This is a genomic window from Streptomyces maremycinicus (assembly GCF_001184025.1).
In the GTDB taxonomy this organism is placed as follows: Bacteria; Actinomycetota; Actinomycetes; order Streptomycetales; family Streptomycetaceae; genus Streptomyces; species Streptomyces maremycinicus.
Window position 1 is genome coordinate 66,023 of the sequence record NZ_BBYG01000016.1, and the last position, 26,104, is coordinate 92,126.

The 26,104-nt window shown below is 71.9% G+C and carries 24 protein-coding genes and 1 riboswitch; of the genes, 5 read left to right on the forward strand and 19 right to left on the reverse strand.

Annotated features, from left to right (window positions below; genetic code table 11):
• Positions 1–37: 37 nt before the first annotated feature.
• From AOQ37_RS23545 to AOQ37_RS23575, 7 genes are all read right to left on the reverse strand, one after another.
• Positions 38–505 carry a PH domain-containing protein gene (locus AOQ37_RS23545; RefSeq protein WP_062646638.1) on the reverse strand — a complete coding sequence of 156 codons (468 nt, stop codon included), beginning with the start codon at positions 503–505 and terminating at the stop codon, positions 38–40.
• Between the two features lie 14 nt (positions 506–519).
• Complete coding sequence (gene hisG / locus AOQ37_RS23550; RefSeq protein WP_062646639.1) at positions 520–1,368, reverse strand: ATP phosphoribosyltransferase; 849 nt, start codon at positions 1,366–1,368, stop codon at positions 520–522.
• 68 nt (positions 1,369–1,436) lie between these two features.
• The gene (locus AOQ37_RS23555; protein WP_020128904.1) at positions 1,437–1,709 is read right to left on the reverse strand and encodes a phosphoribosyl-ATP diphosphatase; all 273 of its coding nucleotides are present in this window, start codon (positions 1,707–1,709) and stop codon (positions 1,437–1,439) included.
• Positions 1,710–1,742: 33 nt separating this feature from the next.
• A complete protein-coding gene (gene ribH / locus AOQ37_RS23560; RefSeq protein WP_019059681.1) occupies positions 1,743–2,228 on the reverse strand; it encodes a 6,7-dimethyl-8-ribityllumazine synthase in 486 nt (161 codons plus the stop codon).
• Positions 2,229–2,265: 37 nt separating this feature from the next.
• On the reverse strand, positions 2,266–3,555 hold the full coding sequence (locus tag AOQ37_RS23565; protein ID WP_062646640.1) for a bifunctional 3,4-dihydroxy-2-butanone-4-phosphate synthase/GTP cyclohydrolase II: 1,290 nt from the start codon (positions 3,553–3,555) through the stop codon (positions 2,266–2,268).
• Positions 3,552–4,193, reverse strand: a complete 642-nt coding sequence (gene pnuC, locus AOQ37_RS23570) for a nicotinamide riboside transporter PnuC (protein WP_062646641.1) — start codon at positions 4,191–4,193, stop codon at positions 3,552–3,554. Before pnuC ends, AOQ37_RS23565 begins: the two co-directional genes overlap by 4 nt.
• Entirely contained in the window at positions 4,190–4,795 is a 606-nt protein-coding gene (locus tag AOQ37_RS23575; protein WP_062646642.1) for a riboflavin synthase, read from the reverse strand. The genes pnuC and AOQ37_RS23575 overlap by 4 nt, the downstream gene beginning before the upstream one ends.
• A gap of 146 nt (positions 4,796–4,941) precedes the next feature.
• Positions 4,942–5,072: riboswitch (FMN riboswitch) on the reverse strand.
• A gap of 376 nt (positions 5,073–5,448) precedes the next feature.
• Between AOQ37_RS23575 and AOQ37_RS23580 the strand changes: the two genes are divergently transcribed.
• Positions 5,449–6,192: an SDR family oxidoreductase gene (locus AOQ37_RS23580; protein ID WP_062646643.1), complete on the forward strand. Its 744-nt coding sequence runs from the start codon at positions 5,449–5,451 to the stop codon at positions 6,190–6,192.
• A gap of 257 nt (positions 6,193–6,449) precedes the next feature.
• Here AOQ37_RS23580 and AOQ37_RS23585 read toward each other — a convergent pair whose 3' ends face one another.
• Positions 6,450–7,796 (reverse strand): ROK family transcriptional regulator, encoded by a 1,347-nt coding sequence (locus AOQ37_RS23585; RefSeq protein WP_062646644.1) that lies wholly within the window; start codon positions 7,794–7,796, stop codon positions 6,450–6,452.
• 132 nt (positions 7,797–7,928) lie between these two features.
• On the opposite strand from AOQ37_RS23585, the gene AOQ37_RS23590 reads away from it, so the two are divergent.
• On the forward strand, positions 7,929–9,149 hold the full coding sequence (locus tag AOQ37_RS23590; protein ID WP_062646645.1) for an MFS transporter: 1,221 nt from the start codon (positions 7,929–7,931) through the stop codon (positions 9,147–9,149).
• Here the strand turns inward: AOQ37_RS23590 and AOQ37_RS23595 are convergent.
• Complete coding sequence (locus AOQ37_RS23595) at positions 9,109–9,567, reverse strand: acyl-CoA thioesterase (protein ID WP_062646646.1); 459 nt, start codon at positions 9,565–9,567, stop codon at positions 9,109–9,111. The genes AOQ37_RS23590 and AOQ37_RS23595 overlap by 41 nt on opposite strands.
• Before the next feature lie 154 nt (positions 9,568–9,721).
• Here AOQ37_RS23595 and AOQ37_RS23600 point away from each other — a divergent pair, with 154 nt between their 5' ends.
• The gene (locus tag AOQ37_RS23600; protein WP_062646647.1) at positions 9,722–11,101 is read left to right on the forward strand and encodes a uracil-xanthine permease family protein; all 1,380 of its coding nucleotides are present in this window, start codon (positions 9,722–9,724) and stop codon (positions 11,099–11,101) included.
• On the opposite strand, the gene AOQ37_RS23605 is transcribed toward AOQ37_RS23600, so the two are convergent.
• A complete protein-coding gene (locus tag AOQ37_RS23605) occupies positions 11,080–12,198 on the reverse strand; it encodes a glycoside hydrolase family 6 protein (protein WP_062646648.1) in 1,119 nt (372 codons plus the stop codon). The genes AOQ37_RS23600 and AOQ37_RS23605 overlap by 22 nt on opposite strands.
• A 154-nt stretch (positions 12,199–12,352) precedes the next feature.
• Between AOQ37_RS23605 and AOQ37_RS23610 the strand changes: the two genes are divergently transcribed.
• Positions 12,353–13,096 (forward strand): DUF5995 family protein, encoded by a 744-nt coding sequence (locus tag AOQ37_RS23610; protein WP_062646649.1) that lies wholly within the window; start codon positions 12,353–12,355, stop codon positions 13,094–13,096.
• Positions 13,097–13,156: 60 nt separating this feature from the next.
• Here AOQ37_RS23610 and AOQ37_RS23615 read toward each other — a convergent pair whose 3' ends face one another.
• The 9 genes from AOQ37_RS23615 to rpe form a co-directional block, all read right to left on the reverse strand.
• Positions 13,157–14,869, reverse strand: coding sequence for a flavin monoamine oxidase family protein (locus tag AOQ37_RS23615; protein ID WP_062646650.1), 1,713 nt, complete (start codon positions 14,867–14,869; stop codon positions 13,157–13,159).
• A gap of 79 nt (positions 14,870–14,948) precedes the next feature.
• Positions 14,949–15,737, reverse strand: a complete 789-nt coding sequence (locus tag AOQ37_RS23620; protein ID WP_062646651.1) for a carbon-nitrogen hydrolase family protein — start codon at positions 15,735–15,737, stop codon at positions 14,949–14,951.
• A 147-nt stretch (positions 15,738–15,884) separates the two neighbouring features.
• On the reverse strand, positions 15,885–17,363 hold the full coding sequence (locus tag AOQ37_RS41460; protein WP_078890327.1) for an MFS transporter: 1,479 nt from the start codon (positions 17,361–17,363) through the stop codon (positions 15,885–15,887).
• 173 nt (positions 17,364–17,536) lie between these two features.
• Complete coding sequence (locus AOQ37_RS23635; protein WP_020128883.1) at positions 17,537–17,989, reverse strand: Lrp/AsnC family transcriptional regulator; 453 nt, start codon at positions 17,987–17,989, stop codon at positions 17,537–17,539.
• Between the two features lie 10 nt (positions 17,990–17,999).
• Positions 18,000–19,475, reverse strand: coding sequence for an amino acid permease (locus tag AOQ37_RS23640; protein ID WP_062646652.1), 1,476 nt, complete (start codon positions 19,473–19,475; stop codon positions 18,000–18,002).
• Positions 19,476–19,865: 390 nt separating this feature from the next.
• Positions 19,866–21,314, reverse strand: a complete 1,449-nt coding sequence (locus tag AOQ37_RS23645; protein ID WP_107085280.1) for a GuaB1 family IMP dehydrogenase-related protein — start codon at positions 21,312–21,314, stop codon at positions 19,866–19,868.
• A gap of 122 nt (positions 21,315–21,436) precedes the next feature.
• Positions 21,437–21,742, reverse strand: coding sequence for a barstar family protein (locus AOQ37_RS23650; RefSeq protein WP_062646653.1), 306 nt, complete (start codon positions 21,740–21,742; stop codon positions 21,437–21,439).
• A 195-nt stretch (positions 21,743–21,937) separates the two neighbouring features.
• A complete protein-coding gene (locus tag AOQ37_RS23655) occupies positions 21,938–22,981 on the reverse strand; it encodes a sugar-binding transcriptional regulator (protein ID WP_062646654.1) in 1,044 nt (347 codons plus the stop codon).
• A gap of 90 nt (positions 22,982–23,071) precedes the next feature.
• Positions 23,072–23,758 (reverse strand): ribulose-phosphate 3-epimerase, encoded by a 687-nt coding sequence (gene rpe, locus AOQ37_RS23660; RefSeq protein WP_062646655.1) that lies wholly within the window; start codon positions 23,756–23,758, stop codon positions 23,072–23,074.
• A 161-nt stretch (positions 23,759–23,919) separates the two neighbouring features.
• Between rpe and AOQ37_RS23665 the strand changes: the two genes are divergently transcribed.
• Positions 23,920–26,064, forward strand: coding sequence for an MMPL family transporter (locus AOQ37_RS23665; protein ID WP_062646656.1), 2,145 nt, complete (start codon positions 23,920–23,922; stop codon positions 26,062–26,064).
• Positions 26,065–26,104 lie beyond the last annotated feature (40 nt).

The following is a 26,104-nucleotide window of genomic DNA, read 5'->3' on the forward strand; positions in this document are numbered from 1 at the left end:
AGACAAGGGCCCGAGCGGCAGGGTGGACGGCCCCGAGTCAGCCCTGATCTTGCTCTGTGGACGCCTCGGGGCCCCGGACCGACCGGGCTTCCGCGAGGGTGCGCAGGGTGCGCGCGTCGGCGATGGCCTGCTGCTTGTCGATGCCCGGCTGGATGCCGAGGGCGGGCAGGCTGGTGCCGTCGCTGAGGTTGAGGAAGACCCAGGGATCGCCCGGACGGAGGTTCACCTGGACGATCTCGGCCCAGTCCAGGCGCCGCCGACTGGCGATGTTCACGACGGTGACACCGAGGTCGTCGGCGACGACCCGCACCCGGGCGAGCTGGGCCAGCACCCAGAAGATGAGGGCGCCGGTGAGGATGAAACTGAGCCGCTCCCCCGGGCCGAGCTGCTCCAGCAGCATCGCGACGGTGGAGATGACGAGGAGGATCACCACTCCGGCCGTGAGCAGCACCACACGGGTGCGCCCCGGCCGGAACGTGACGGGGAGGGTCGGCAGGTCGGACATGTTCCCGGCTGAGGTCAGAGGCGGCAGGCGTGGATGGCGGTGGTCAGGATGGCGCGGGCGCCGATGTCGTAGAGGTCGTCCATGATGCGCTGGGCCTCCTTGGCCGGGACCATGGCGCGGACGGCGACCCAGCCCTCGTTGTGCAGCGGGGAGACGGTCGGCGACTCCAGACCCGGGGTCAGCGCGACGGCCTTCTCGAGCTGCTCGACGCGGCAGTCGTAGTCCATCATCACGTACGTCCGGGCGACGAGGACGCCCTGGAGGCGGCGCAGGAACTGCTGCACCTTGGGCTCCTCGACGTCCGCGCCGGTGCGGCGGATCACGATGGCCTCGGACTTCATGATCGGCTCGCCGAACACCTCGAGTCCCGCGTTGCGCAGGGAGGTACCCGTCTCGACGACGTCGGCGATGACCTCGGCGACGCCCAGTTCGATCGCGGTCTCGACGGCACCGTCGAGGTGGACCACGGAGGCGTCGACGCCCCGCTCGGCCAGGTGCTTGGCGACGATGCCCTCGTAGGAGGTGGCGACCGTACGGCCCTGGAGGTCCTCGATGGTGTCGGCTGTGCCCGGCTTTCCGGCGAAGCGGAAGGTGGAACGGGCGAAACCGAGCGGGAGGATCTCCTCGGCGTTGGCACCGGAGTCGATCAGCAGGTCGCGGCCGGTGATGCCGATGTCGAGGCGCCCGGAGGAGACGTAGATCGCGATGTCCCGGGGGCGGAGGTAGAAGAACTCGACGTCGTTGACCGGGTCGACGATCCGCAGTTCCTTGGACTCGCGGCGCTGCTGGTAGCCGGCCTCATGCAGCATCTCCCCCGCGGGGCCTGACAGGGAACCCTTGTTGGGGACGGCGATGCGCAGCATGAGGTCGGCTTCCTTCGCGTGGAACGTGACGATCGGGGGGGAAAGGTGCGGTGGCGTGTGAAAGGTGTTTACAGGTGGGCGTACACGTCGTCCAGCGAGATTCCGCGGGCGACCATCATCACCTGTACGTGGTAGAGCAGCTGCGAGATCTCCTCGGCGGCTGCCTCCTTGCCTTCGTACTCGGCCGCCATCCAGACCTCTGCGGCCTCTTCGACGACCTTCTTGCCGATGGCATGGACACCCTTCCCGACCAGTTCTGCGGTGCGGGAAGTGGCGGGGTCGCCGTTGGCGGCCTTCTGCTGGAGCTCGGTGAAGAGCTCCTCGAACGTCTTCTTGGACATGGTGATCCCACCCTAGCCGTTGTGCCGGCCTGCCTACCGCCAGGGTTCGGATACTGAGCGCAGGGTGGCCGCGGTCGCCACCGCCGCCGTCACCGCCTCGTGCCCCTTGTCCTCGTTGGAGCCCTCGAGGCCGGCCCGGTCCAGGGCCTGCTCCTCGGTGTCGCAGGTGAGGACGCCCATGCCGACGGGGACACCGGTCTCGACGGAGACCTGGGTGAGTCCCTGGACGACGCCCTGGCACACGTACTCGAAGTGCGGGGTGCCGCCGCGGATGACGACGCCGAGGGCGACGATCGCGTCGTAGCCCCGCCCCGCCAGCACCTTGGCGACGACCGGGAGCTCCCAGCTGCCGGGGACCCTCAGCAGGGTCGGCTCGTCGATGCCCAGGTCGTGCAGGGCGCGCAGCGCGCCGTCGACCAGTCCGTCCATCACCTTCTCGTGCCACTGTGCCGCGATGACGGCGACCCGCAGGTCACCCACATTGCGTACGGACAGTTCCGGTGCGCCCTTGCCGCTCACGTATCTCCTCTTGCCTCTCGTGCCTTGCCGACTTGCGTTACTGGTTGCCGCAGGGGGACACGGGGGCCGTGTCCAGCCAGGGCAGGTCGTGTCCCATCCGGTCCCGCTTGGTGCGCAGGTAGCGGATGTTGTGCTCGCCCGCCTGGACGGGCATCGGCTCGCGCCGGGTGACCTCGATGCCGTGCCGGACGAGCGCGTCGGTCTTCTCGGGGTTGTTCGTCATCAGGCGCACACTGCGCACGCCGAGGTCCTCGAGGATCTGCGCGCCCGCCGCGTAGTCCCGGGCGTCGGCGGGCAGGCCCAGCTCCAGGTTGGCGTCGAGGGTGTCGTGTCCCTGCTCCTGGAGCTCGTAGGCCCGCAGCTTGGACAGCAGGCCGATGCCCCGGCCCTCGTGCCCGCGCAGGTAGACCACCACGCCCCGGCCCTCGCTCTGGATGCGCTCCAGGGAGGCGTCGAGCTGCGGGCCGCAGTCACAGCGCTGGGAGGCGAAGATGTCGCCGGTGAGGCACTCGGAGTGCATCCGGACCAGGACGTCCTGGCCGTCGCCGAGGTCGCCGTGGACCAGGGCGACGTGCTCGACCCCGTCGACGGTGGAGCGGTAGCCGTACGCGGTGAAGCTGCCGTGGACGGTGGGCAGCCGGGTCTGCGCCTCGCGGCGGACGGTGGGCTCGGCGCTGCGGCGGTAGGCGATCAGGTCCTCGATGGAGATGATCGTCAGGCCGTGCTTGCGGGCGAACGGGATCAGTTCGGGCAGGCGGAGCATCCGCCCGTCCTCACCGGCGATCTCGACGATCGCGCCGGCCGGGCGCAGTCCCGCGAGCCGGGCGAGGTCGACGGCCGCCTCGGTGTGGCCGTCGCGGGTGAGCACACCGCCGGGCTTGGCGCGGAGCGGGAAGATGTGGCCCGGCCGGACGAAGTCCGTGGCCTCGGTGGTGCCGCTCGCCAGGAGCCGCAGGGTGGTGGCGCGGTCGGCGGCGGAGATGCCGGTGGTCACGCCGTGGGCGGCGGAGGCGTCGACGGAGACCGTGAAGGCGGTCTTCATCGACTCGGTGTTGTCCTCGACCATCTGCGGGAGCTTCAGGCGCTCCAGTTCGTCGCCCTCCATGGGGGCGCAGATCAGGCCGCGGCACTCGCTCATCATGAAGGCGACGATCTCGGGGGTGGCCTTCTCCGCGGCGATGACGAGGTCGCCCTCGTTCTCGCGGTCCTCGTCGTCGACGACCACCACGGGGCGGCCCGCGGCGATGTCGGCGATGGCCCGCTCGACGGGGTCCAGCGCCAAGTCCTCGATGCCGTCCGTGCTGTAGAGGATCGGTGCGGTACTCATGCCGGCGCTCCTTCCAGAGCGGGTCGCGATGCCTTGCGGGAGCGCAGCCACCAGTCGCGCATGCCCCACAGGACGAGCGCGCCGTAGATGACGTAGACGAAGCCGGAGAAGGCGTAGCCGTTGGCGAAGTTCAGGGGGACTCCGACGACGTCGACGAGGAGCCAGGCGAACCAGAACTCGACCATGCCGCGCGCCTGGGCGTACATGGCGACGATGGTGCCGACGAAGATGTAGGCGTCCGGCCAGGGGTCCCAGGACAGGGACGGGTTGGCCTTGAAGAGCAGGGCGACGGCGACCGTGCCGACGGCGGCGGCGCCGACCATGGCCGCGCGCTCGGGCCAGCTGGCGAAGCGCGGGGTGATCTGGCCGTCGTCGGACCGCCCCCTGCTGCGGTTCCACTGCCACCAGCCGTAGAGGGCGACGACCATGACGACGACCTGCTTGCCGGCGCTGCCGGTCAGGTGACCGAAGAAGGCGCCGAAGAGGACCAGCCCGGAGAGGAACTGCACCGGCCAGGTCCACAGCGAGCGGCGCCAGCCGAGGGCGAGGGTGATCAGGCCGAGGATGTTGCCGATCATGTCCGACCAGAGGATGTGCTGGTCGAGGAGGGTGAAGGCTTCGGAGTTCAGCGAGTTCACCGTGCGTCTCCCCGGGTGGTGGCCAGCAGGCGCTCGACGTACTTGGCGACGATGTCCACCTCGAGGTTGACCGGGTCGCCGGGCTGCTTGCGGCCGAGCGTGGTCAGTTCGAGGGTGGTGGGGATGAGGCTGACGGTGAAGAAGTCGGGACCGGCCTCGACGACCGTGAGGCTGATGCCGTCGACGGTGATGGAGCCCTTCTCCACGACGTAGCGGGCGAGGTCGGCGGGGAGGGAGATCTTGACGATCTCCCAGTGCTCGGAGGGCTTGCGCTCCAACACCGCGCCGGTGCCGTCGACATGGCCCTGCACGATGTGCCCGCCGAGGCGGTCGCCGACGGCGGTGGGGCGTTCGAGGTTGACGCGGGAGCCCACGCCGAGCGCTCCGAGGCTGGAGCGGTTCAGGGTCTCCGCCATGACGTCGGCGGTGAACTCGTCACCCTCGTGTTCGACGACGGTGAGACAGACCCCGTTCACGGCGATGGAGTCGCCGTGCTTCGCGCCGTCGGTCACGACGGGGCCGCGCAGCCGGAAGCGGGAGGCGTCGCCGAGATTCTCGACGGCGGTGACCTCACCCAGCTCTTCGACGATTCCGGTGAACACTTCCCGGGTCCTCCTGCCTCATGGGGCACGGACTCCGGGGCCTGTCGATGACGACAGCAGGTACGGGCAACGACACCGGGGGCGACGCCGGACAGACCCGTCCGCGGACGAGTACGTATACGGCGGCGCGCACGAATGCCCGCCCGCCGCGCACTGCCTCCCATCCGGACTTTAACCGTCGGTCCAGGAATTTCACCTGGTCAACCGGTCGCTGGAAGCGACCGGGTCGCGGACTGTAACCGCCGGTTCGGACTTTCACCGACCCCGGAGTGCGCTGCTTTGGTTTACAGGGCCAGTGTGCCACGCCGAGTACACGTCCATACAGGTGAAGGATGTGGGGTGGCTCACAGGCCGTCACTTCGGGTTGCGCCCCGCCCGGTTCGAGGTCAGCCCCGCCCGGCCCGTGATTGGTCCATACCTATTGACGTACTGGTCTAGTCCTTTCTAGGGTCGGCGGCGTGCGGCCCGGCGGCGGTGACGACGGCCCTTGCCCGCCGCCGGGTCTCTTCGCTCCGGCCGCCCGCCGCACGTTCGGGCGCACCGGCCCCCCGCCGTGAGCTGCGGGACGTGCGAGCCGGGGCCGGGCCGGACAAGCTTGACCGACGGAGGGCGCTCCGGCCGGGAGCGCCCGGTGTCCGAAGGGGCTGAACGGTATGACCACGATCCTCGTGACCGGCGGTACGGGAACCCTCGGCCGGCTCGTCACCGAACGGCTGCGGGCTGACGGGCACGAGGTGCGGGTACTGAGCCGGCACGCCCAGCCGTACGCGGTCGATCTGCGCGAGGGCGGGCCGGCGCTGGACGCGGCCGTCGCGGGCGTGGACACCATCGTGCACTGCGCGACCACTCCGCGCGGGGACGACGAGCAGGCGGCGGCGAACCTCATCGCCGCGGCGCGGCAGGCCGGCGTGGGCCACCTGCTCTACATCTCGATCGTCGGCGTCGACCGGGTGCCGTTCGGCTACTACAAGGCCAAGCTCGCCGTGGAGCACCGGCTGGAGCAGTCGGGCCTGGGCTGGACGGTGCTGCGCGCGACCCAGTTCCACGATCTCCTGGTCCAGCTGTTCCAGGGGCTGACCAAGGTACCGCTGATGGTGCTGCCGGCCGGGGTGAGCGACCAGCCGGTGGAGGTGGCGGAGGTCGCCGACCGGCTCGCGGAGCTGGCCGCGGGCGGGCCGGCCGGACGGGTCGACGACATGGCCGGGCCCGAGGTCCGCACCTTCGAGTCGCTGGCGCGCGCGTTCCTGAAGGCGAGCGGACGGCGGTGCGCGGTGGTGAACGTACCGCTGTGGGGCGCGGCCTACCGGGGCTTCCGCGAGGGCGGCCACCTGGCGCCGGACCGCGCGGTCGGCAAGGGCACCTTCGAGGACTACCTGGCGACCCGCATCCGCCACTAGGCCACGCATCCCCCGTGATGGCGTGCATCTGGGGCCGCGCATCCGCCGCGATGCCGTGCACCTCGGGCCGCACATCCGCCGCTGGACCGCACTTCAGCCGCTGGGCAGCGAACTTGCGACGGGCGGCGGACACGCGTCGAACCACCGACAGGCGTCAGCGAGCACCCGGCGAGGCGCGGTCCCTCGTCAGGACGCGGATACCCGGCAAGGCGGCGCGCCTTCTTCAGAGCGCGGATACCCGGCAAGGCGGCGCCCCGTCAGGGTGCCGGTACGGGCTGGTGGGCCTCGGGTTTGTGTGCTGTCGCGAAGAGTTCCTCCTGGGCGGCGTCGCGGGCCGTGAGCAGGGCACCGCGCAGCACCGCGCCGCCGCCCAGGACACCGGCGCGTACCTCCGTGGGCAGCGGTGCCATCCGCCGGAGCCGCCGCGCCACCCGGCTCGCGAGCACCTCCCCGCCGGCCTGACCGACCTCTCCGCCGAGGACCACACAGCCGGGGTCGAGGACGGCGACGACGGAGGCCGCGCCGAGGGCGAGGCGGTCGGCCAGGGCGTCGAGGAAGCCGGCGGCGGCGCCGGTGTCCGGCGTCTTCACCGCCGCCCGCACCAGCGCCGCGGCCACCGGCTCGGCGGCGCGCGCGTCCGCCGTCAGCCCGTACTCCCCCGCCAGCGCCGCGATCGCCGCCGAGCCGGCCAGTGAGTGGAAGCCGCCCTCGCAGTCGGTCGCCGAGGGCAGTCCGTCGGTGCCGGGAACCGGCAGGAAGCCGATCTCACCGGTGCCGCCGGAGGCGCCGCGGCGCAGCGCGCCGTCCAGGACGACGGCCGCGCCGGTGCCGTGCCCCAGCCACAGCAGGACGAAGGTGTCGCGGTCCCGGGCGGCGCCCTCGCGCTGTTCGGCGAGGGCCGCGAGGTTGGTCTCGTTCTCGACGTGCGCGTGGGCGTGCGGGAAGCGCTCGTGCAGCGCGGCCACCAGTCGGCGATGCCACTCGGGCAGGCCGCTGGAGTCGCGCAGTTCGCCGCTGGCGGGGTCGATCAGCCCGGGTGCGCCGATGCCGAGGGTGTGCAGCCGTCCCCACGGCCGGAGGCCCTCGTCCGCGGGCTGCACCGTGGCCTCGGCATCCTTCACCGCCCGCACCGTGGCCTCGGCATCCTTCACCGCCCGCACCGTGGCCTCGGCATCCTTCACCGCCCGCACCGTGGCCTCGGCGTCCTTCACCGCCCGCTCGACCAGCGAGACCGCCTGTTCCACGGCCGTACCGGTGCCGGTGTCGCCGCCGATCGGCACGGACGCCTCGGCGAGCACCCGGCCGACCAGGTCCGAGACGAGGACCGCGACGCCCTCCGTGCGTACGTCGAGGGCGGCCAGACGGGCGCGGTCGGCGACGATGCCGTAGAGCTTGGCGTTGGGGCCGCGGCGCTGCTCGCCGGCCTCTCCGACCACCTCGATCAGACCGGAGGCGGTGAGGCGTTCGACGAGGTCGGCGACCGACGGGCGGGACAGTCCGGTGAGCTGCTTCAACTGCCCCGCTGTCAGCGGGCCTTCGTGCTGGAGCAGGCGGAGGGCGAGCCGGTCGTTGATGGCCCGGGCGGTGCTCGGGGATGCGGGCATGGCGGGAATCCTCCCATGGCCGAGGGGGCCGACCGGCGGCGCCGACCGTGGGCCTCTATTTATCAGGCAGGGTTCCTGATAGTTTACGACGGCATCGCGACGCCGCGGCGCGGATCCGGAAGGGACGGGAGAATGAGCCGAGTGGACGAAGTGATCCACACACCGTCGGAGGTCCGGCGCGCCCGGTACGCCGTGGCGGCCGTGTTCGCCGTGCACGGCGCGGTCACCGGGTCGTTCGCCACCCGGGTGCCGTGGATCCAGGACCACGCCGACGTGTCCACCGGCCAGCTCGGGTTCGCGCTCGCCTTCACGGCGTTCGGCGCGGCCTGCGCGATGCCGCTGGCCGGCTCGATCACCCATCGCTTCGGCAGCCGCTCCGCCCTGCGCGGACTGCTCGCGCTGTGGACGCTGTCGCTGACGCTGCCCGCCCTCGCCCCGAACCTGCTGACGCTCTGCCTGGCGATGTTCACGTACGGCGCGAGCGCGGGCATGTCCGACGTCGCGATGAACGCCCTGGGCGTCGAGGTGGAGCGGCTGCTCGACAAGTCGATCATGTCGGGGCTGCACGGCATGTGGAGCGCGGGCGCCCTGATCGGTTCGGCGGGCGGCACGCTCGCCGCCCACCTCGGCGCGGACGCGCGCGTCCACCATGTGCTGGCGGCGGCCGTCCTCACCCTGCTCGGCCTGCTCGCCTGCCGTTGGGTGCTGGACCTGCGGCCGCACGAGGACGAGGAGCCGCCGCCGCGGTTCGCGCTGCCGCCCCGCTCGGCGTTGCTGATCGGGGCGGTCGGCTTCTGCGCGGTGTTCGCGGAGGGCGCCAGCCTGGACTGGTCGGCGGTGTACCTGCGCGACCAGCTCGACTCGTCGGCCGGGGCCGCCGCGGCCTGCACGACCGGCTTCATGTTCACGATGGCGGTGGCCCGGATCGTGGGCGACGTGGTGGTGAACCGGTTCGGCGCGGTGCTCACCGTCCGGGCGGGGGGTGTGCTCGCCGCGCTGGGCGGGCTGCTGATCGTCCTCGCGGGCCACCCGGCGGTGGCGATGGCCGGGTTCGGGCTGATGGGCCTGGGCATCGCGGTCGTCGTGCCGCTCTGCTTCGCGGCGGCCGGCCACAGCGGGCCGAACCCGAGCCAGGCCATCGCGGGTGTCGCGACGATCACCTACACCTCCGGCCTGATCGCCCCCAGCCTGCTCGGCGGGGTGGCGCAGGCGACCAGCCTGGTGGTGTCGTTCGGCGTGGTGACGGTCCTGGCGTGCGGGCTCGTGCTGTTCGCGGGTGTGCTGCGCGGCGGCGAGCGGACCGGTGTGAAGGTCAGCGCTCAGGCCGCAGCAGTGCCCGACCCCCGGCCCTGAAGGCGTCGCTCCACGGCGTGGGGCGCAGGGTGGCCGCGTCGAGACGCACCAGGACGCGGGTGCCCCGCGCGTACGTCGTGACGCCGTCCGCAGAGCAGAACCGGAAGCCGTAGGTCAGCCCCGTGGTGCCGAGCCGGTCCAGCCAGAGGTGGACGGCGTAGGCACCGGTGCGGGTGACCGGGGCCTCGTAGCCGATCAGCAGTTCCTTGACGACGTTGCACGCGTCCCCGGCGCTCGCCCAGTCGCCCTCGAAGCGGACCCCGTTGTCCTGCCAGTACTCCGTCCAGGCCCGCTCGACGATCAGGGGGTAGCGGGCGTTGTGCAGCATCCCCAGTGCGTCCAGGTCGTCGAAGTGGACGGTGACGGGCATGAGCAGGCCGTACGACACGGCGGGGGCGCTCGGGGCTTCGGCGGTCACTGCGGGGACTCCTGTGCGGGTGCGGGACGTGCGTGACGTGCGGGTACGCGGAAATCACGCTCATCGTACGGGGTGGCTAAGCGGTCGCTCACCCTCCGGATCCACGGGAGAATGATCCGGACATCCGCAACCCCCAGGAAAGCGAACCCGCACCATGGATCTTGGCGTCCGCTGGAAACTGCACGGCGACGGACACACCCCGGCGCCCGGCGCGGTGGTGCGCCCCGACGAACGGCTCTCCTGGCCCCGCACGGTGGGGCTCGGCGCCCAGCACGTGGTGGCGATGTTCGGGGCCTCCTTCGTCGCGCCCGTCCTCATGGGCCTCGACCCCAACCTCGCCATCATGATGTCCGGCGTCGCGACCGTGATCTTCCTGCTCGCGACCCGCGGCCGGGTGCCCAGCTACCTCGGGTGCTCGCTGTCCTTCGTCGGCGTCGCCGCGGTCATCCGGGCGCAGGGCGGGACGAGCGCCACGGTCACCGGCGCGGTGTTCGTCGTCGGGGCCGCGCTGTTCGTCGTCGGACTCGCCGTGCAGCGGTTCGGGGCACGGATCATCCACGCCGCGATGCCGCCGATCGTGACGGGCGCGGTGGTGATGCTCATCGGCTTCAACCTCGCCCCGGTCACCGCCACCACCTACTGGCCGCAGGACCAGTGGACGGCCCTGCTGGTCATGGCGTTCACCGGAATGGCGGTGGTCTGCCTGCGCGGATTCTGGTCCCGCATCGCGATCTTCCTCGGCCTCGTCTTCGGGTACGGCGTCTCCTGGGCGTTCGACCGGATCTTCGGCCGCATCCACTCCGCCGACGCGAGCGGCAAGGTCACCGACCACTGGCGGCTCGACCTGTCCGGGGTCGGTCACGCCGACTGGATCGGGCTGCCGTCCTTCCACGGCCCGTCCTTCGAGTGGTCGGCGGTCCTGGTGGCGCTTCCCGTCGTCATCGCCCTGGTCGCGGAGAACGCGGGACACGTCAAGGCGGTCGGCGAGATGACCGGCGACAACCTGGACGACCGGCTCGGTACGGCGATCTCCGCCGACGGCGTCGGCTCGATGCTGTCCACGGCGGTGGGCGGCCCGCCCAACACGACGTACTCCGAGAACATCGGCGTGATGGCCGCGACCCGGGTCTACTCGACCGCCGCCTACTGGGCGGCCGCCGGTTTCGCCCTCCTGTTCGGCCTGTGCCCCAAGTTCGGCGCGGTCGTCGCCGCGATCCCCGGCGGGGTGCTCGGCGGCATCACCGTCATCCTCTACGGCATGATCGGCCTGCTCGGCGCGCAGATCTGGATCAACGCCGGGGTCGACCTGCGCAACCCGCTGAACCTGGTGCCGGCCGCGGCGGGCATCATCATCGGCGTCGGCAACGTCACGCTGGAGTTCACCGACACCTTCTCGCTCAGCGGTATCGCGCTCGGCACGGTCGTGGTCATCACCGGCTACCACGCGCTGCGCGCCTTCGCGCCGGCCCACCTCAAGTCCCGGGAACCCCTGCTGGACGAGGGCACCAGCAGCTACGACGAGGCCAGTTCGTAGGCGTACGACGGACTGAACTCGCCGGCCGCCCCCTTGCAGCCGTCCGACTCCCCCGGCAGCTTCACCCACAGGTAGGCGTCGATCCGGGACTGACCGGTCCGGAAGGTGGGGGCCTGTCCGATGCTCCGCCCGTCCGGGTCGCACCACTCGCCGCCGGTGGGCGCGCCGTTGCCGTTGCGGCTGGTGTCGATGACGGCGCCCAGACCGGGCGGGCCGCCGAGGGCGTCCAGGACCCGGCGGTCGTAGGCGGCCTCGTCGGCCGTGCGGTGGAAGTTGGAGACGTTGCTGAAGATCCCGTCGGAGGACGCGGCCGAGGCGGCGCCGGCCTGTCGCAGCAACGCCGCCTGCTCGGCCGGGGAGTTCCAGGCGGAGTGTCCGGCGTCGTAGTAGACCCGGGCCTTCGGGTTCGCCGCCTTCAGCACGCGTCCCGCGCGGGCCAGCGCGGCGAGCCGGTCCGCCCGGCCGGCCTCGTCGAGGCAGTCGGTCTGGGCGATCGAGTCGGGCTCCAGGACGATCACGACCTCGCCGGAGCCGAGCCCGGCGGCGAAGGCGTCGATCCAGCCCGCGTAGGCGTCGAGGTCGGGCGCTCCGCCCTCGGAGGCACCGCCGCAGTCGCGGTCCGGGATCGCGTACGCCACCAGCACGGGTACCCGGCCCTGGGCGGAGGCGCCCGCGGTGACCGAGCGGACCCGTGAGGTGATGGTGTCGGGGGCGTACTCGGTGAACCAGACGGCCGCCGGCCTGCTCGCGATCCGGGACTCGATGATGGCGGTGCGCGGATCCGCCGGGTGGGCCCGGACCCAGTCGAGGACCTGGGACTCGGGGTGGCGGTAGAGGCTCGTGGTCGCGGCGGCCGCCCGTGGCCGCCGCGCGGTACGGGCGGGCGAGGGAGCCGGCCGCACGGTCGGGGCGGAGGCCGACGGGGACCCCGACGGGGACGGCGAACGCGCGGTCGAGGGGGACACGAGCGTCGCGCTCACCTCGGGGCGGGCCCGGTCGGTGCGGCGCGCGCCGTCGTCTTCGTCCCCGTCGCCCAGTGCGGTCAGCACCCCGGCCGCGGTGCCCAGGGCCACCACCACCGAGGCGGCACCGACCATGACCCTGCGCCGCCCGGACCGCCGCCCGAACCGCCTTCCACGTACGCCTCGCACCGTGCTGTTCCCCTCCCGCACGACGGGCTCGTTCCCCCGTTCCGGGGAAGCGTCGGGCCCGCCGACACGCGGGCCAGCCTAGGACTGTCACCCTGCCCCCATGCCGCAAACGGAACAGTCCACCGCTCCCGTCGAGACAGGCCTCGACACGGACCGCACAAGTGTCGACGAGGTGCTCGCCCGGATGCGCGCCCTCGACGCGGCGCTGCCTCCCGGGGACGGCATCGCGGTCTTCAACCGCGTCTACCTCGCGGTGACCCAGGAGGTCGGCCGGCGCATCGACACCGGCCGGTTCCCGGACGCCCGGGCCGCCGGAACGCTGGACGTCCGGTTCGCCGAGCGCTACCTGGACGCGGTGGACCCGCCGGCCGACCGGCGGCCACCGGCCTGCTGGCGGCCGCTGCTCCAGTTCCGCCGCCATCCCGGCGTACGTCCGCTTCAGTTCGCCCTCGCGGGCATCAACGCGCACATCGGGCACGATCTCGCGCTCGCCGTGGTGGACGCCTGTCGTAGCCTCGGCTGCGAACCGGACGAGCTGGAGGACGAGTTCGACCGCGTGGGTGAACTGCTCGGCTCGCTGGAGGAACGCGTCCGCGAAGAGCTGATGCCGGGCCCCGATCTGCTGGAGATCGCCGACCCGCTCACCCATCTGCTCGGTTCCTGGAGCCTGGAGCGCGCACGGGACGCCACCTGGACGGCGGCCCGGGCCCTGTGGGCGCTGCGCCGACTACCCGACGTGGCCGAGGAGTTCACCGAACGCCTCGACACGGCCGTCGGGTTCGCGGGCCGCATGATGCTCACGCCCCTCTCCGGCCTCACGCCCCTGTCCGGCCTCGCGCCCTGAGCCCGCGCGCGACGGTGCTCGGCGCGCGCTCGGCCCTGCGGGACTCGGTCCCGCGGGGGGTCAGTCCTCCGGGAGTTCCACCGGCGCGATCTCGTCGTACACGTCGCCCGGGCCCGGGTTGGTCGCGTCGGTCGTCCCGCCGAAGTGGTGCATGACGCCCCAGACCGCGTTCAGCGCGGTCTGCACGGCCCCCTCGGCCCAGCCCGCGGTCCAGGAGATGTCGTCGCCGGCGAGGAAGACGCCCCGCTTGTCCTCGGGCAGCCGGTCCTGCATGAAGTGGGTGAACAGACGCCGCTGGTAGCGGTAGTGGCCGGGCAGGTTGGCCTTGAACGCGCCCATGAAGTAGGGCTCGTTCTCCCAGGAGACCGTCACCGGGTTGCCGATGATGTGCTTCCTGATGTCGACGTTCGGATAGATCTCGCCGAGCGACTTCAGCATGACCTCCATCCGCTCGTTCGCGGACAGCGGCAGCCACTTCAGGCTGTCGTCGCACCACGTGTACGAGAGGCAGATGACGGCGGGCTTGTCCGGACCGTCGTCGAGGAGGTAGGTGCCGCGCGTCATACGGTCGGTGAGCGTCATCGACATGACGTCCCGGCCGGTCGGCACTCCCTTGTCGTCGACGGCCTTGTCCAGCCAGAACGGCCGGTCGACCGGCACGAACAGCTTGCTGGACTCCATGTAGTGGGTGCGCTCGATCGCCGTCCAGTGGTCGATCGGGAAGAGCGAGTCGTCACAGGCGATCTTCGACAGCAGCATCCAGGACTGGGCGGTGAAGATCGCCGCCCGGTAGGTGCGGATGTCGCCGTTCGCGTCCGTCACGGTGATCCGGTTGCCGGCGGTGCGGTGCAGCCGGGTCACGGCCGGGCGGGGCTCGCCGCCCTCGTGCAGGCTCGCCAGCGAGGTGCCGAACGCCCAGTGGACGATCTTCTCCGGCTCGCGCTCCCACAGCCGCAGCGGCAACTGCTGGGAGCCGCCGACGATACCGCGGTGGTGGTCGTCGGCCTCGGTGTAGACGACGCGCAGGATCTCCAGGATGGAGTTCGGGAAGTCCGTGTCCCAGCCGCCGGTGCCGAAGCCGACCTGGCCGAAGATCTCGCGGTGCCGGAAGGACTTGAAGGCCTCGGAGTCGCACAGGAAGCCGTAGAAGGTCTGGTTGTCGAGCTTCTCGACGAGCTCGGCCCAGATCTCGCGGATGCGCGGCACGTCCCGCTCGCGCATGGCCTGGTTCATGTCGGAGAAGTCGGCGCCGTCTTCGAGGCACTTGTTCCAGGCGGCCGCGACATCGCGGTAGACCTGCGGCAGGTCCGCGGCCGTCTCGGCGTAGTGCGACTCGCCCTTGAGGTCGACGACCGTCGACGGGGTCGCCTCCGCGAGCGGGTTGGGGAAGGGCTGGGTCTCCAGTCCGACCAGGTCGATGTAGTGCTGGAGCGCCGTGGAGGACGGCGGGAAGCGCATCGCGCCCATCTCGGCGGTGAGGGACGGGTCGCAGCCGTCGAAGCCGACGGTGCGCAGCCGTCCGCCGATCCGGTCGGCCTCGTAGACGACCGGCTTGAGGCCCATCTTCATCAGCTCGTACGCGGCCACGATGCCCGACAGTCCGCCGCCGATGACGGCGACCTCGGTGCCGTGCTCCGTCGCGGGGATCTGGCCGAGGCCCGCCGGATGGGCGAGGAAGTCGTCGTACGCGTAGGGGAAGTCCGGGCCGAACATGGTGATCGGCGGCTGCTGCTCGTCTGCGTGCTCGACGGCGTTGGGCACGGTGGACGTCATGGGGTACGGACTCCTTGCGCGTGGTGACTCGGGGGGAGGCTCGGGGAAGGGAGGGACGCGGCGCGGGTGCGGGCCGGGTTCAGACCAGGGACCCGTACAGGCCGGGGCGGCGGTCCTTCAGATACGGGTTCGTCTCCCGGGAGACGGCGAGGGCGACCGGGTCGGCGTCGGCGAAGACCAGTTCCTCACCGCGTCCGGCACGGGTGCGGGCGATCCCGTCGGGGCCGGCCAGCGTGGACAGGCCGACGAACTCGAACTCGCCCTCGGTACCGACCCGGTTGACGTACGCCACGTACATCTGGTTCTCGAAGGCGCGCACCGGGACCACCGACTCGGCGACGAACTGGAAGGGGTGCATCTGCGCGGTCGGCACGACGAGGAGGTCGGTGCCGGCGAGGGCGTGGGCGCGGACGTTCTCCGGGAACTCGACGTCGTAGCAGATCATGAGGCCTACGCTGAGGCCGTTCAGTTCGGCCTGGACGACCGGCTGGTCGCCCGGCCGGAAGTGGTCGCGCTCGAAGCAGCCGAAGAGGTGGGTCTTGCGGTAGTTCGCGAGCCTGCCGCCGTCGGCGGAGATCAGCTGGGCGGAGTTGTGGACCGCGTCGCCGTGACGCTCCGGGTAGCCGTACGCGATCGCGAGGCCGTGCCGGCCGGCGATCTCGGCGACGGCGTCCGCGGAGTCCCCGTCGGCGGGCTCGGCGAGGCGGGCGATGTCGTCGCCGATCGCGTACCCGGTGAGGAACATCTCCGGCGCGACGAGCAGTCCGGCGCCCGCGGCGGCGGCCCGGTCCGCGGCCTCGTCGAGGACCTTCAGGTTCTCGACGACGGAGCCGGGGCGGCCGGAGCTCTGGAGCAGGGCGGTGCGCATGCGGGAACCTCACCGGGCGAAAGGGTGGTTGTGGGGGCCATCTAGACGGTACGGGCGCTCACCCGGGCCGGACAAGGAGGAGCCGTTGCGCGCCGGTGCGCGGAACGTTGCGTGCGGGGGCCGCCCGGCGGCGATTCGTTGCGCCCCTCACTCACCCCTTCCCTGGCCGCTCGCTGCTCCCTCGCTGTTGCCTCGCCCCTCGTCCGTCCGCGGCTCACCCGCCCTCCCCCGGGCCGGCCTCGACACCGCCAGGGCCGTGAGCAGGTACGGCACCGCGCACAGCGCGAAGACGACGCCGTGCCGGAACGTCGAACCGAGGGCGCCGTACGCGCCGTACACCGCGATGGTCACCACCTCCGTGCCGAGGCCCGCGACCGAGGTGAGGGTGGCCCGGCCGGAGCCCTCGATGCGCTGCTGGAGCCGGACGTCCGCCAGGACGGTCGCCAGCTGGAAGCCGCCGAAGGCGAGGGCGATCAGGGCGATGCCCGGCGGTGTCCCGGTCAGCGCGCCGGCCGCCAGGGCGAGCGCGGCGCCCGCGAGGAGCACGGCGAGACCGGGGCCGCCGAGGCGCTCGGCCGCCCCGGCCGACAGGCTGCCGGCCGTGACCCCGGCCCAGATCACCATGAGCACGTAGGGGACGGCCCCGTCCGGTACGCCGGTCTCCCGGACCAGCAGTGAGGTGTACTCGTCGAGCGCGCCCCACACGGCCGTGACGGCGGGGACGAGCAGCAGGGCGCCGAGCAGTGACCGGTCACGCCGCAGCCCGGCAAGCCCGCCCCCCAGGGCCCGGCCCCAGCCGCCCCCGCCGAGACACCCTTCGCACTCGCCGCGCCCGCCAAGGCTCCCGCCGTGTTGTCCGCCATCGGCGCCCGCGCCGCCGTCACCACCCGCGCCGCTGTCGTCGCCGTCCCCGCCTACGCAGCCCTCCCGGCCCGCGCAGCCGTCCCCGCCCACGCCGCTGTCGTGGCACGCGCGACATCCGGTGTCCCCAGGGCCCCCCGTGCGCTCAGCGATCTCGTGACCCTCGATGTCCTCGATGCCCTCGTGGCTCTCGTGGCTCGCTCGCTCCTCGGCGGGAGCCGTTGCGCGGTGTTCCGGGAAGCGGGTCGCCGTCGCGGCGCAGAGCAGACACGCCAGCACGCTGGCCGCGCCGACGGCCGGGTGGCCGCCGAGCGCGAAGACCGGACCGGCCAGGCCCGTCGCCGCCAGGACGGCCGTCTGCCCCACCGCGTGCGCGCGGCCCATGACCCGGGCGTACCGGTCAGCGGCGCCGGCCCGGTCCAGTTCCTCGTAGACCAGTGCCTCCAGCGCGCCGGAGCCCAGCGCGCCGCGCGCGCCCCACAGGACGAAACCGGCCGCGAAGGCCCCGTACGACGGGAACAGCACCCACAGGGCGAAGCCGGCCGCGCCGAGCAGCGGGCCGATCCACAGCAGCAGCCTTCGGGACACGGCGTCCGCCCAGGCGCCCGAGGGGACCTCCAGCAGGACGCCGGTCAGCGACCACAGGACGAACAGGGAGGAGATCTGCCCCACGGACAGGCCGCTGTCCGCGAACAGCAGCGCGTACACCGGGTAGAGCAGCACGAACTCGTCGAGGAACGCGTACGCGTACAGCGTGGCGGTCAGTCGACGGACGTCGGAGCCGGTCGTGGATCAATGTCGCCAGGTCATGACACCGATGGTAGACAGTTCGGGCGCCGCCGCCCACCGGTTTACCGGTGATCGCGAAGGTGGTGATCACCGCCGCGTGGTCGCAGGGCCGGTCGTTGCCCTCGACGTCCGGCCCCGGACAGGCGGGATCAGGTCGGCGAGCCCGCGGAGAAGCGGCGCAGCAGCGGCGACAGGACCAGCACGGACTTCGTCCGTTCCACGAACGGCTCCCCCGCGATGCGCTCAAGGACCCGCTCGAAGTGGCGCATGTCGGCGGCGAAGACCTGCGCGACGGCGTCCGCCTCCCCGGTGACGGTGGACGCCGCCACGACCTCCTGGTAGCGCTCCAGGCCACGCTGGATGGTCTCCGGGGAGGTGTTGCGCCGGCAGTAGATCTCGACGAACCCCTCGGTCTCCCAGCCGAGCGCCGCCGGGTCGACCCGTACGGTGAAGCCGGTGATGGCCCCGGTGGCGCGCAGCCGGTCCACGCGCCGCTTCACGGCGGGTGCGGACAGCCCGACCAGTTGCCCGATGTCCGCGAAGGAGCGGCGGGCGTCCTCGGCGAGGGCGTGCACGATGCGTTCGTCGAGATCGTTCAGCACAGTGGGTCGTTCACTTCTCAGCTGGTGCGGACGCTGCGAGACGGGAGCGGCGGTGGCCGTAGAGGAAGTAGAACACGAGCCCGACCGCCATCCAGACTCCGAAGACCACCCAGGTGACGGCCGAAAGGCTGCCCATCATCCAGACGCAGAAGGCGAGCCCCAGGGCCGGCAGCACCGGCGAGAGCGGCACCCGGAAGGTCCGCGGCATCTCCGGGCGGGTCCGGCGCAGCACCACGACCGCGATGTTGACCAGCCCGAAGGCGAACAGCGTACCGATGCTGGTGGCGTCCGCCAGCTGGCCCAACGGGATCGCGGCGGCGAGCACCCCGCAGAACAGCGACACGATGACCGTGTTGGCGCGGGGCGTGCCGGTCCTCGGGTGGACGCGGGAGAACACCTTGGGCACCAGACCGTCCCGGGACATCGCGAACAGGATGCGGGTCTGGCCGTACAGCACGGTCAGGACGACGCTCGCGATGGCGATGACCGCGCAGAAGGCGAGGAGGGTCCCCCAGAAGGACTGGCCGGTGACCTCCCGCATGATCTGCGCGAGAGCGGCCTCGGAGTCGCCGAACCGCTGCCAGGGCTTGGCACCCACGGCGACGGCCGCGACGAGGACGTACAGCGCCGTCACGATGACCAGCGACAGCATGATCGCGCGGGGCAGGTCGCGCTGCGCGTTCTTCGCCTCCTCACCGGCGGTGGAGGCGGCGTCGAAGCCGATGTACGAGAAGAACAGCGTCGCGCCGGCCGCGCTGACGCCGGCCATGCCCAGCGGCATGAAGTGCTGGTAGTTGCCGGAGCGGAAGCCCTGGACGCCGATGGCGCAGAACAGCACCAGCGCGGCGATCTTCACCGCGACCATGACGGTGTTGGCGCGCGCCGACTCGCGGGCGCCGCCCAGCAGGAAGGCCATGGCGAGCACGACGACGATCAGAGCCGGCAGGTTGAAGATGCCGCCGTCCCCGGGCGGCGCCGACAGTGCGTCCGGGATGGTCACGCCGATCGTGCCGTCGAGCAGCTCGTTGAGGTACTCGCCCCAGCCGACGGCCACGGCGGCGACCGAGACGCCGTACTCCAGGACCAGGCACCAGCCGCAGATCCAGGCGATCAGTTCGCCCATCGTCGCGTACGCATACGAGTACGAGGAGCCGGCGACCGGGATGGTGCCCGCCAGTTCGGCGTAGGACAGGGCCGAGAAGAGCGCCGTGAGTCCGGCGATCACGAAGGAGAGCGTGACGGCGGGACCGGCCTTGGGCACGGCCTCGCCGAGGACCACGAAGATGCCGGTGCCGAGGGTGGCGCCGATGCTGATCATCGTGAGCTGCCACAGCCCGAGGGAGCGCCTGAGGGAGCCTCCCTCGCCCTGGCCGCCCTCGGCGACCAGGTGTTCCACGGGCTTGCGCCGCATGAGTCGCGCGACGGGCCCCGGGGACGTGGGGGCCGTCGTACTGCGTTGTTGCGGGGGTGCGCCTTGATCGAGCACGCGCTGACTCCTTCGTCGCTGCCTCTCGGCGTGACGGGAACCGGCGGCACACCTGCGCGAGCAGGAACCCACCGAGCGGGGTCCCCGCCACGCTACGTACAGCGCACGACCCTATGAGCAGGGCCGTAGCACTCGTAATGCCGCAATCTTGCGCATACACGCAAGATCGTTGCGTTCATCGCACCAGGGTGCGCATTCATTGCGGGTCGGTTGAACGCGGCCGATGAGGGGCGCGGGGAACTGCGCGACCCGCCACAGCGGACCCGCACCGCAGCACGATCCGACCCGACCCGACCTGACTCGCCCCGACCCGACCTGAGCTGACTGGCCCCGACCTGACCTGAGCTGACTCGCCCCGACCCGAGCTGACCGGCGGAACGACCCGCGGAGCTACCAGCTCGCGTGCAGCGGCTTGCCCTCCGCGTACCCGGCCGCGCTCTGGATGCCGACGACGGCCTTCTCGGCGAACTCCTCGAGCGAGGCCGCGCCCGCGTAGGTGCAGGAGGAGCGGACGCCCGCGATGACCGCGTCGACCAGGTCCTCGACACCCGGACGGGCCGGGTCGAGGAACATCTTCGAGGTGGAGATGCCCTCCTCGAACAGCGCCTTGCGGGCACGGTCGTACGCCGACTCGTCGGAGGTGCGGTTGGCGACGGCGCGCGCGGACGCCATGCCGAACGACTCCTTGTACAGCCGGCCGCCCGCGTCCTGCTGGAGGTCGCCCGGGGACTCGTAGGTGCCCGCGAACCACGACCCGATCATCACGTTGGACGCGCCGGCGGCCAGCGCCATGGCGACATCGCGCGGGTGCCGGACGCCGCCGTCGGCCCACACGTGCTTGCCGTACTTCTTCGCCTCGGCCGCGCACTCCAGGACCGCCGAGAACTGCGGCCGGCCCACGCCGGTCATCATGCGGGTGGTGCACATGGCGCCCGGTCCGACCCCGACCTTGATGATGTCGGCGCCCGCGTCGATCAGATCCTTGACGCCCTCGGCGGAGACGATGTTGCCGGCGACGATGGGCACCTTCGGGTCGAGCGCGCGCACGGTCCGGATCGCGCTGATCATCGACTCCTGGTGGCCGTGCGCGGTGTCGATGACGAGCGTGTCCACCCCCGCGTCGAGCAGCTGCTTGGCCTTGCCGGCGACATCGCCGTTGATCCCGACGGCCGCGGCGACGCACAGCTTGCCCGCCGCGTCGACGGCCGGGGTGTACAGGGTGGCGCGCAGGGCGCCCTTGCGGGTGAGGATGCCGGCCAGCTTGCCGTCCCGGTCGACGGCCGGGGCGTAGCGCCGGTTGGCCGCGTCGAGGGTGTTGAAGGCCTCGCGCGGGTCGATGTCGGCGTCCAGGAGCAGCAGGTCCCGGGACATGACGACCTCGAGCTGGGTGAAGCGGTCCACCCCGCTCAGGTCCGCGTCGGTGACGACGCCGACCGGGCGGAACTCCTCGTCGACGACGACGCCCGCGTTGTGCGCGCGCTTGGGCAGCAGGGCCAGGGCGTCGGCGACCGTCTGGTGCGGGGCGAGCACGATGGGGGTGTCCAGCACCAGGTGACGGCTCTTGACCCAGGTGATGACGTCGGTGACGACGTCGATCGGGATGTCCTGCGGGATCACCACCAGTCCGCCGCGCCGGGCCATCGTCTCGGCCATCCGGCGGCCGGCGACGGCGGTCATGTTGGCGACGACCAGCGGGATCGTGGTGCCCGTGCCGTCCGGGGCGGCGAGGTCGACCGCCTGACGCGACCCGACCGCACTGCGGCTCGGCACCATGAAGACGTCGTCGTAGGTGAGGTCGTACGCGGGCTGGATGTCGTTGAGGAAACGCACGTGCTGCACATCCCAGTCGATCAGAGGTGACCCCCGGACAGGTCAGCCAGGGGGAGAAGCACGTACTTCATTCTCCCACGACCACCGTGGTGCGATGCCCGGACGGAACGTCCAAGCAGCTCAGGGGTGCTCTAGGAGGATCCTCCGAGGGCGAGCAGCACGGACAGCGCCGGCACCCGGTCGGCCGCCTGGGCGAACACGTCCTGCGCGATCGCCCACTCCTGCGGCCGGGCCTCGGCGTACGGCCGCCAGTTCTGGACGACGATCCGGAGCCCGCTCTCCCCGGGCGGGGCCTGGAGGTCGGTGAGGCTGTCGGCGAGGGCGTCCCAGTTGCGTCCGAACCAGTCGGGCAGGCCGAGTGCGTCGGCGCAGCGGTCCATCAGGGCCGCCTTGTCCCGCACCCCGTCGAGATCCAGCGTGAGCACGAACTGCGTCATCTCAGCACCGCCCGGAACGTGTCGTAGTGATCGTCGGTGTAGTAGATCCCGCCGCCCCGCCCGCTGACAACGCGTCCGCGCGAGGACTCCCGGAGCACGGTCGACCCGGCCGGGGAAGCACGCGGGGGACGGACCGCGTCAGCATGGGCGTGCTGCTGTCGTGGCCGTCCCCGCACGATGTGCTCCCCGGGCCGGTCAGATGCCGTCCGGGTCCGTCCGGCCGAGGGCGGACTTCGGTGCCGGTCCCGCCGTCATCAGGTAGTCGGCCGCCGAGGTGTCCGTCACCAGGCTGGTGACGAGCCCGGAGCGGAGCACCGCGTCGATCGCGGCCGCCTTGCGCTGGCCGCCCGCGATCGCGACGACCTCGGGGACCCGGCGCAGCTGGTCGGTCTTGACGGTGATGCACCGCTCGCCCAGGTCCCGCCCGACCCGGCGGCCCTCGGCGTCGAAGAGGTGCGCGGACATCTCGGCGGCGACGCCCAGCGAGGCGTAGTGCGCCCGTTCCTCGTCGCTGAGCATGTCGTGCACCGTGGAGATGCCGGGCTCCCAGGAGCCGATGGAGACACAGGCGACCGTGACCTTGTCGAAGTATTCGAAGGCCCGGGCGATCCCGGTCTGGTGGCGCAGCGCGGCCGCGGTGGCCGCGTCCGGCAGCAGCATCGGCGCGTAGATGGGGTGCGCGTCACCGCCGGACACCTGGGCGGCGCGGCGGACGGCCTCGACCGAGCCGCGCTCCGCGGTCCCGGCGTCGTACACACCCGTCAGCTGCACGACCGTGCACGGCGGCAGCCGGTCCAGCGCCGCCGCCATGTGGATCGTGGACCGGCCCCAGGCCAGCCCCAGTACGTCCCCCTCGTCGACCAGTTCGCCGAGCAGGTCGGCGGCCACTTCCCCCAGGTTCTCGGGGTCCGTGGTCTCCTCGGCCTCGGCCGGGGACTCGACCACGACGGCGTGCCGCAGGCCGTAGCGGGCGCGGAGCGCGTCCGAGCGCTCCGCGTCCAGCTCGGCCGGCACGCGGATCTCGATCCGTACGAGATCCCGTTCGAGGGCGGTCTCCAGGACCCGGGCCACTTTGAAGCGGCTGACGCCGAACTCCTCCGCGATCTGGATCTTGGACTTTCCCTCGAGGTAGAAGCGGCGGGCCATGGCCGCCGCCTGCACCAGCTCAGCGGGTCCCATCCGCATGGCTGACCGGCCCGCCGACATACCCGACACGGCGTTCTCCTCACTGCTGTTCACACTCTGGATACGCCGTTCATCCTCGCAGATCCGGCGCAGTTGATCAGCTCTGATGGGAGCCGTTCACATACCTGTCGGTAAGTGGTTGGTTCAGTGTCCACATGCCCAGGAGGCTCCGGCGGTCGCCGCCTCCGCCTGAGCCCGCAGGCCACGGACCGCCGCGGCCGGATCGTCGGCCCCGTACACGGCCGAGCCCGCCACGAAGACGTCGGCGCCCGCCTCGGCGCACCGCTCGATGGTCGAGGCCGAGACCCCGCCGTCGATCTGGAGCCACAGGTCGAGCCCGTGCTTGCTGATCAACTCGCGGGTGCGGCGGATCTTGGGGAGCATGATGTCGAGGAAGGCCTGGCCTCCGAAGCCCGGTTCGACCGTCATGATCAGCAGCATGTCGAGTTCGGGCAGCAGGTCCTCGTACGGCTCGATGGGCGTGGCCGGCCTGAGCGCCATGGAGGCGCGGGCGCCCTTCGCCCGGATCTCGCGGGCGAGCCGCACGGGTGCGGCGGCCGCCTCGACATGGAAGGTGACGGACGAGGCACCCGCCTCGACGTACTGCGGGGCCCAGCGATCGGGGGCCTCGATCATCAGATGGCAGTCCAGCGGAGTGTCCGTCGCACGGGCCAGTGACTCTACGACCGGCACACCGAGCGTGAGGTTCGGGACGAAATGGTTGTCCATGACGTCGACATGGAGCCAGTCGGCTCCTGCGACCGCCTCCGCCTCGTCCGCGAGGCGGGCGAAGTCGGCGGACAGGATGCTGGGATTGATCTGCACGGCCATGACCCAAGCCTGCCATGCCCTTCGGGGGTTGCGGGCATCGGTCCGCTGGAGCGACGGTGGAACGTCGTCCCCGGGCCGGGCCCGGCCGAGTGCGCGACCCCCCGCGCCCCCGCGGGCACGGGGCTCCGCCGGACGTCGACCGACCGTCTTCGGGGGTGGGCATGAACGGGAACCGAGGGATCGCGCATCTTGTCTGCGGGCGGCGCGCCAAGTGGCTGGTGCTGGCGCTGTGGCTGGTCGTGCTGTTCCTGACGGCGCCCTTCGCCCAGAAGCTCACCGACGCCCAGGACAACGACGCGGCCTCCTGGCTGCCGGGGTCGGCGGAGTCGACCCAGGTGCTGGAGATGTCGCAGGACTTCCGGCCCGAGCAGATCCCCGCGGTGGTCGTCTACGCCCGTGACGAGGGCCTGACGGCCGCGGACCGGGCGCGGATCACCGAGGACGCGGCGCAGCTCAGGCGGCTCACCGACCACGGCATCCGCGGCGGCGAGACCCGGGGCCCGGTCTACGACCGACCGACCGATCCGCGCGCCGCGCAGATCTATGTGCCGATCACCATGGACGAGAAGGGCTGGGAACGCATCGCCCCGGCCGTCGACTCGATCCGTGACGTCGTCGGCGACGGCGGCGCCGGGATGGCCGTGCACATCACCGGACCCGGCGGCACCTCCGCGGACTTCTCCGAGGCCTTCGAGGGCATCGACTCGACCCTGCTGCTGGCGGCGATGGCCGTGGTCGTCGTCATGCTCCTGGTCACCTACCGCAGCCCCACCCTGCTCGTCGTCCCGGTGCTCGCCGTGGTCGCCGCCCTGTTCACCGCGCAGGCCCTGATCTACTTCCTGGCCGAGCACGCGGGCCTGACGGTGAACGGTCAGAGCGCCGGCATCCTCACCGTGCTCGTGTTCGGCGCGGGCACCGACTACGCCCTGCTGCTGGTGGCCCGTTACCGGGAGGAGCTGCGCCGGCACGAGGACCGGCACGAGGCGATGGCCCTGGCGCTGCACCGCGCGGGTCCCGCCGTGCTGGCCTCCGGCGCCACCGTGGTGCTGAGCATGCTGATGCTGCTGGCCGCCGAGATGAACTCCACCCGCGGGCTCGGGCCGGTCGCGGCCATCGGCGTGGCGGTGGCGCTGCTCGCGATGATGACCCTGTTCCCCGCCCTGCTGGTGATCTGCGGCCGCTGGATCTTCTGGCCGGCGATCCCGCACTTCGGCTCCGCGGACCCGACCGAGCGCGGTGTCTGGGCGCGCACGGGCCGCAGCATCGCCCGCCGCCCGCGCATGGTCTGGGCCGTGACCGCGCTGGTGCTGGCGGTGTGCTCGCTCGGCCTGATCCAGCTGCGCGCCGAGGGCATCGGCAACGCGGACGCGTTCACCGGCAAACCGGACTCGATCACCGGCCAGGAGGTGTCGGCGAAGTACTTCCCGGCGGGCAGCGGCGACCCGTTGGTCGTCATCGCCGATCAGGCCCGGGCCGGGCAGGTGAAACTCGCGGTCGCGCGGACGGAGGGTGTCGTGCCGACGTCCCTCGGTGTGCCGGCGGGCACCAGCCCCGTCCACGACGGCCAGGTGCTGTTCGAGGCGACGATGACCGACCCGGCCGACAGCGAGGCCGCGAAACAGACCGTGGAGCGGGTCCGGGACGCCGTGCACGACATACCCGACGCCGACGCCCAGGTGGGCGGCGGCACGGCGGCCCTGCTCGACATGGACAAGGCCACCACGCACGACAACCTGCTGATCATCCCGCTGGTCCTGGCCGTGGTCCTGCTCATCCTCTGCGCGCTGCTGCGCGCCCTGATCGCCCCGCTGCTGCTGGTCGGGACGGTGATCCTGTCCTTCGCGGCGGCCCTCGGCCTCAGCGCGCTCGCGTTCCGCCATCTCTTCGACTACGCGGGCGAGTCGACGGACTTCCCGCTGTTCGTCTTCGTCTTCCTGGTGGCCCTGGGCATCGACTACAACATCTTCCTGACCACCCGGATCCGCGAGGAGGCCGCCCGTCAGGGCACCCGGCAGGGCGTCGTGACCGGTCTGGCGGCCACCGGCTCGGTGATCACCTCCGCGGGCCTGGTCCTGGCCGGCACCTTCGCGGCCCTCGCCACCCTGCCCATGGTCGCCTTCGCGGAGATCGGCTTCGCGGTGGCCCTGGGCGTCCTGCTGGACACCTTCATCGTGCGGTCGGTGCTCGTCACCTCGCTCTTCCTGGACATCGGACCGAAGATCTGGTGGCCGCACCGGCTGGCCCGGGAGAGCCACCCGCCCCTGGCGAAGGAGCCCGCACAGCCGGTCGAGAGCACCGAGACCTGAGACCTCGGCGGGCGCAGAGCCCGCGGGGGCGGAATCGGCA

Coding starts and splice junctions, on each gene's coding strand:
- AOQ37_RS23545 (WP_062646638.1), bottom strand. CDS start 505: ATGTCCGACCTGCCGACCCTCCCCGTCACGTTCCGGCCGGGGCGCACC.
- rpe (WP_062646655.1), bottom strand. CDS start 23,758: ATGGCCGTGCAGATCAATCCCAGCATCCTGTCCGCCGACTTCGCCCGC.
- AOQ37_RS23650 (WP_062646653.1), bottom strand. CDS start 21,742: ATGACGCAGTTCGTGCTCACGCTGGATCTCGACGGGGTGCGGGACAAG.
- AOQ37_RS23565 (WP_062646640.1), bottom strand. CDS start 3,555: ATGAGTACCGCACCGATCCTCTACAGCACGGACGGCATCGAGGACTTG.
- AOQ37_RS23590 (WP_062646645.1), top strand. CDS start 7,929: ATGAGCCGAGTGGACGAAGTGATCCACACACCGTCGGAGGTCCGGCGC.
- AOQ37_RS23665 (WP_062646656.1), top strand. CDS start 23,920: ATGAACGGGAACCGAGGGATCGCGCATCTTGTCTGCGGGCGGCGCGCC.
- AOQ37_RS23555 (WP_020128904.1), bottom strand. CDS start 1,709: ATGTCCAAGAAGACGTTCGAGGAGCTCTTCACCGAGCTCCAGCAGAAG.
- hisG (WP_062646639.1), bottom strand. CDS start 1,368: ATGCTGCGCATCGCCGTCCCCAACAAGGGTTCCCTGTCAGGCCCCGCG.
- AOQ37_RS23610 (WP_062646649.1), top strand. CDS start 12,353: ATGCCGCAAACGGAACAGTCCACCGCTCCCGTCGAGACAGGCCTCGAC.
- AOQ37_RS23605 (WP_062646648.1), bottom strand. CDS start 12,198: ATGGTCGGTGCCGCCTCGGTGGTGGTGGCCCTGGGCACCGCGGCCGGG.
- AOQ37_RS23615 (WP_062646650.1), bottom strand. CDS start 14,869: ATGACGTCCACCGTGCCCAACGCCGTCGAGCACGCAGACGAGCAGCAG.
- AOQ37_RS23620 (WP_062646651.1), bottom strand. CDS start 15,737: ATGCGCACCGCCCTGCTCCAGAGCTCCGGCCGCCCCGGCTCCGTCGTC.
- AOQ37_RS23585 (WP_062646644.1), bottom strand. CDS start 7,796: ATGCCCGCATCCCCGAGCACCGCCCGGGCCATCAACGACCGGCTCGCC.
- AOQ37_RS23580 (WP_062646643.1), top strand. CDS start 5,449: ATGACCACGATCCTCGTGACCGGCGGTACGGGAACCCTCGGCCGGCTC.
- AOQ37_RS23600 (WP_062646647.1), top strand. CDS start 9,722: ATGGATCTTGGCGTCCGCTGGAAACTGCACGGCGACGGACACACCCCG.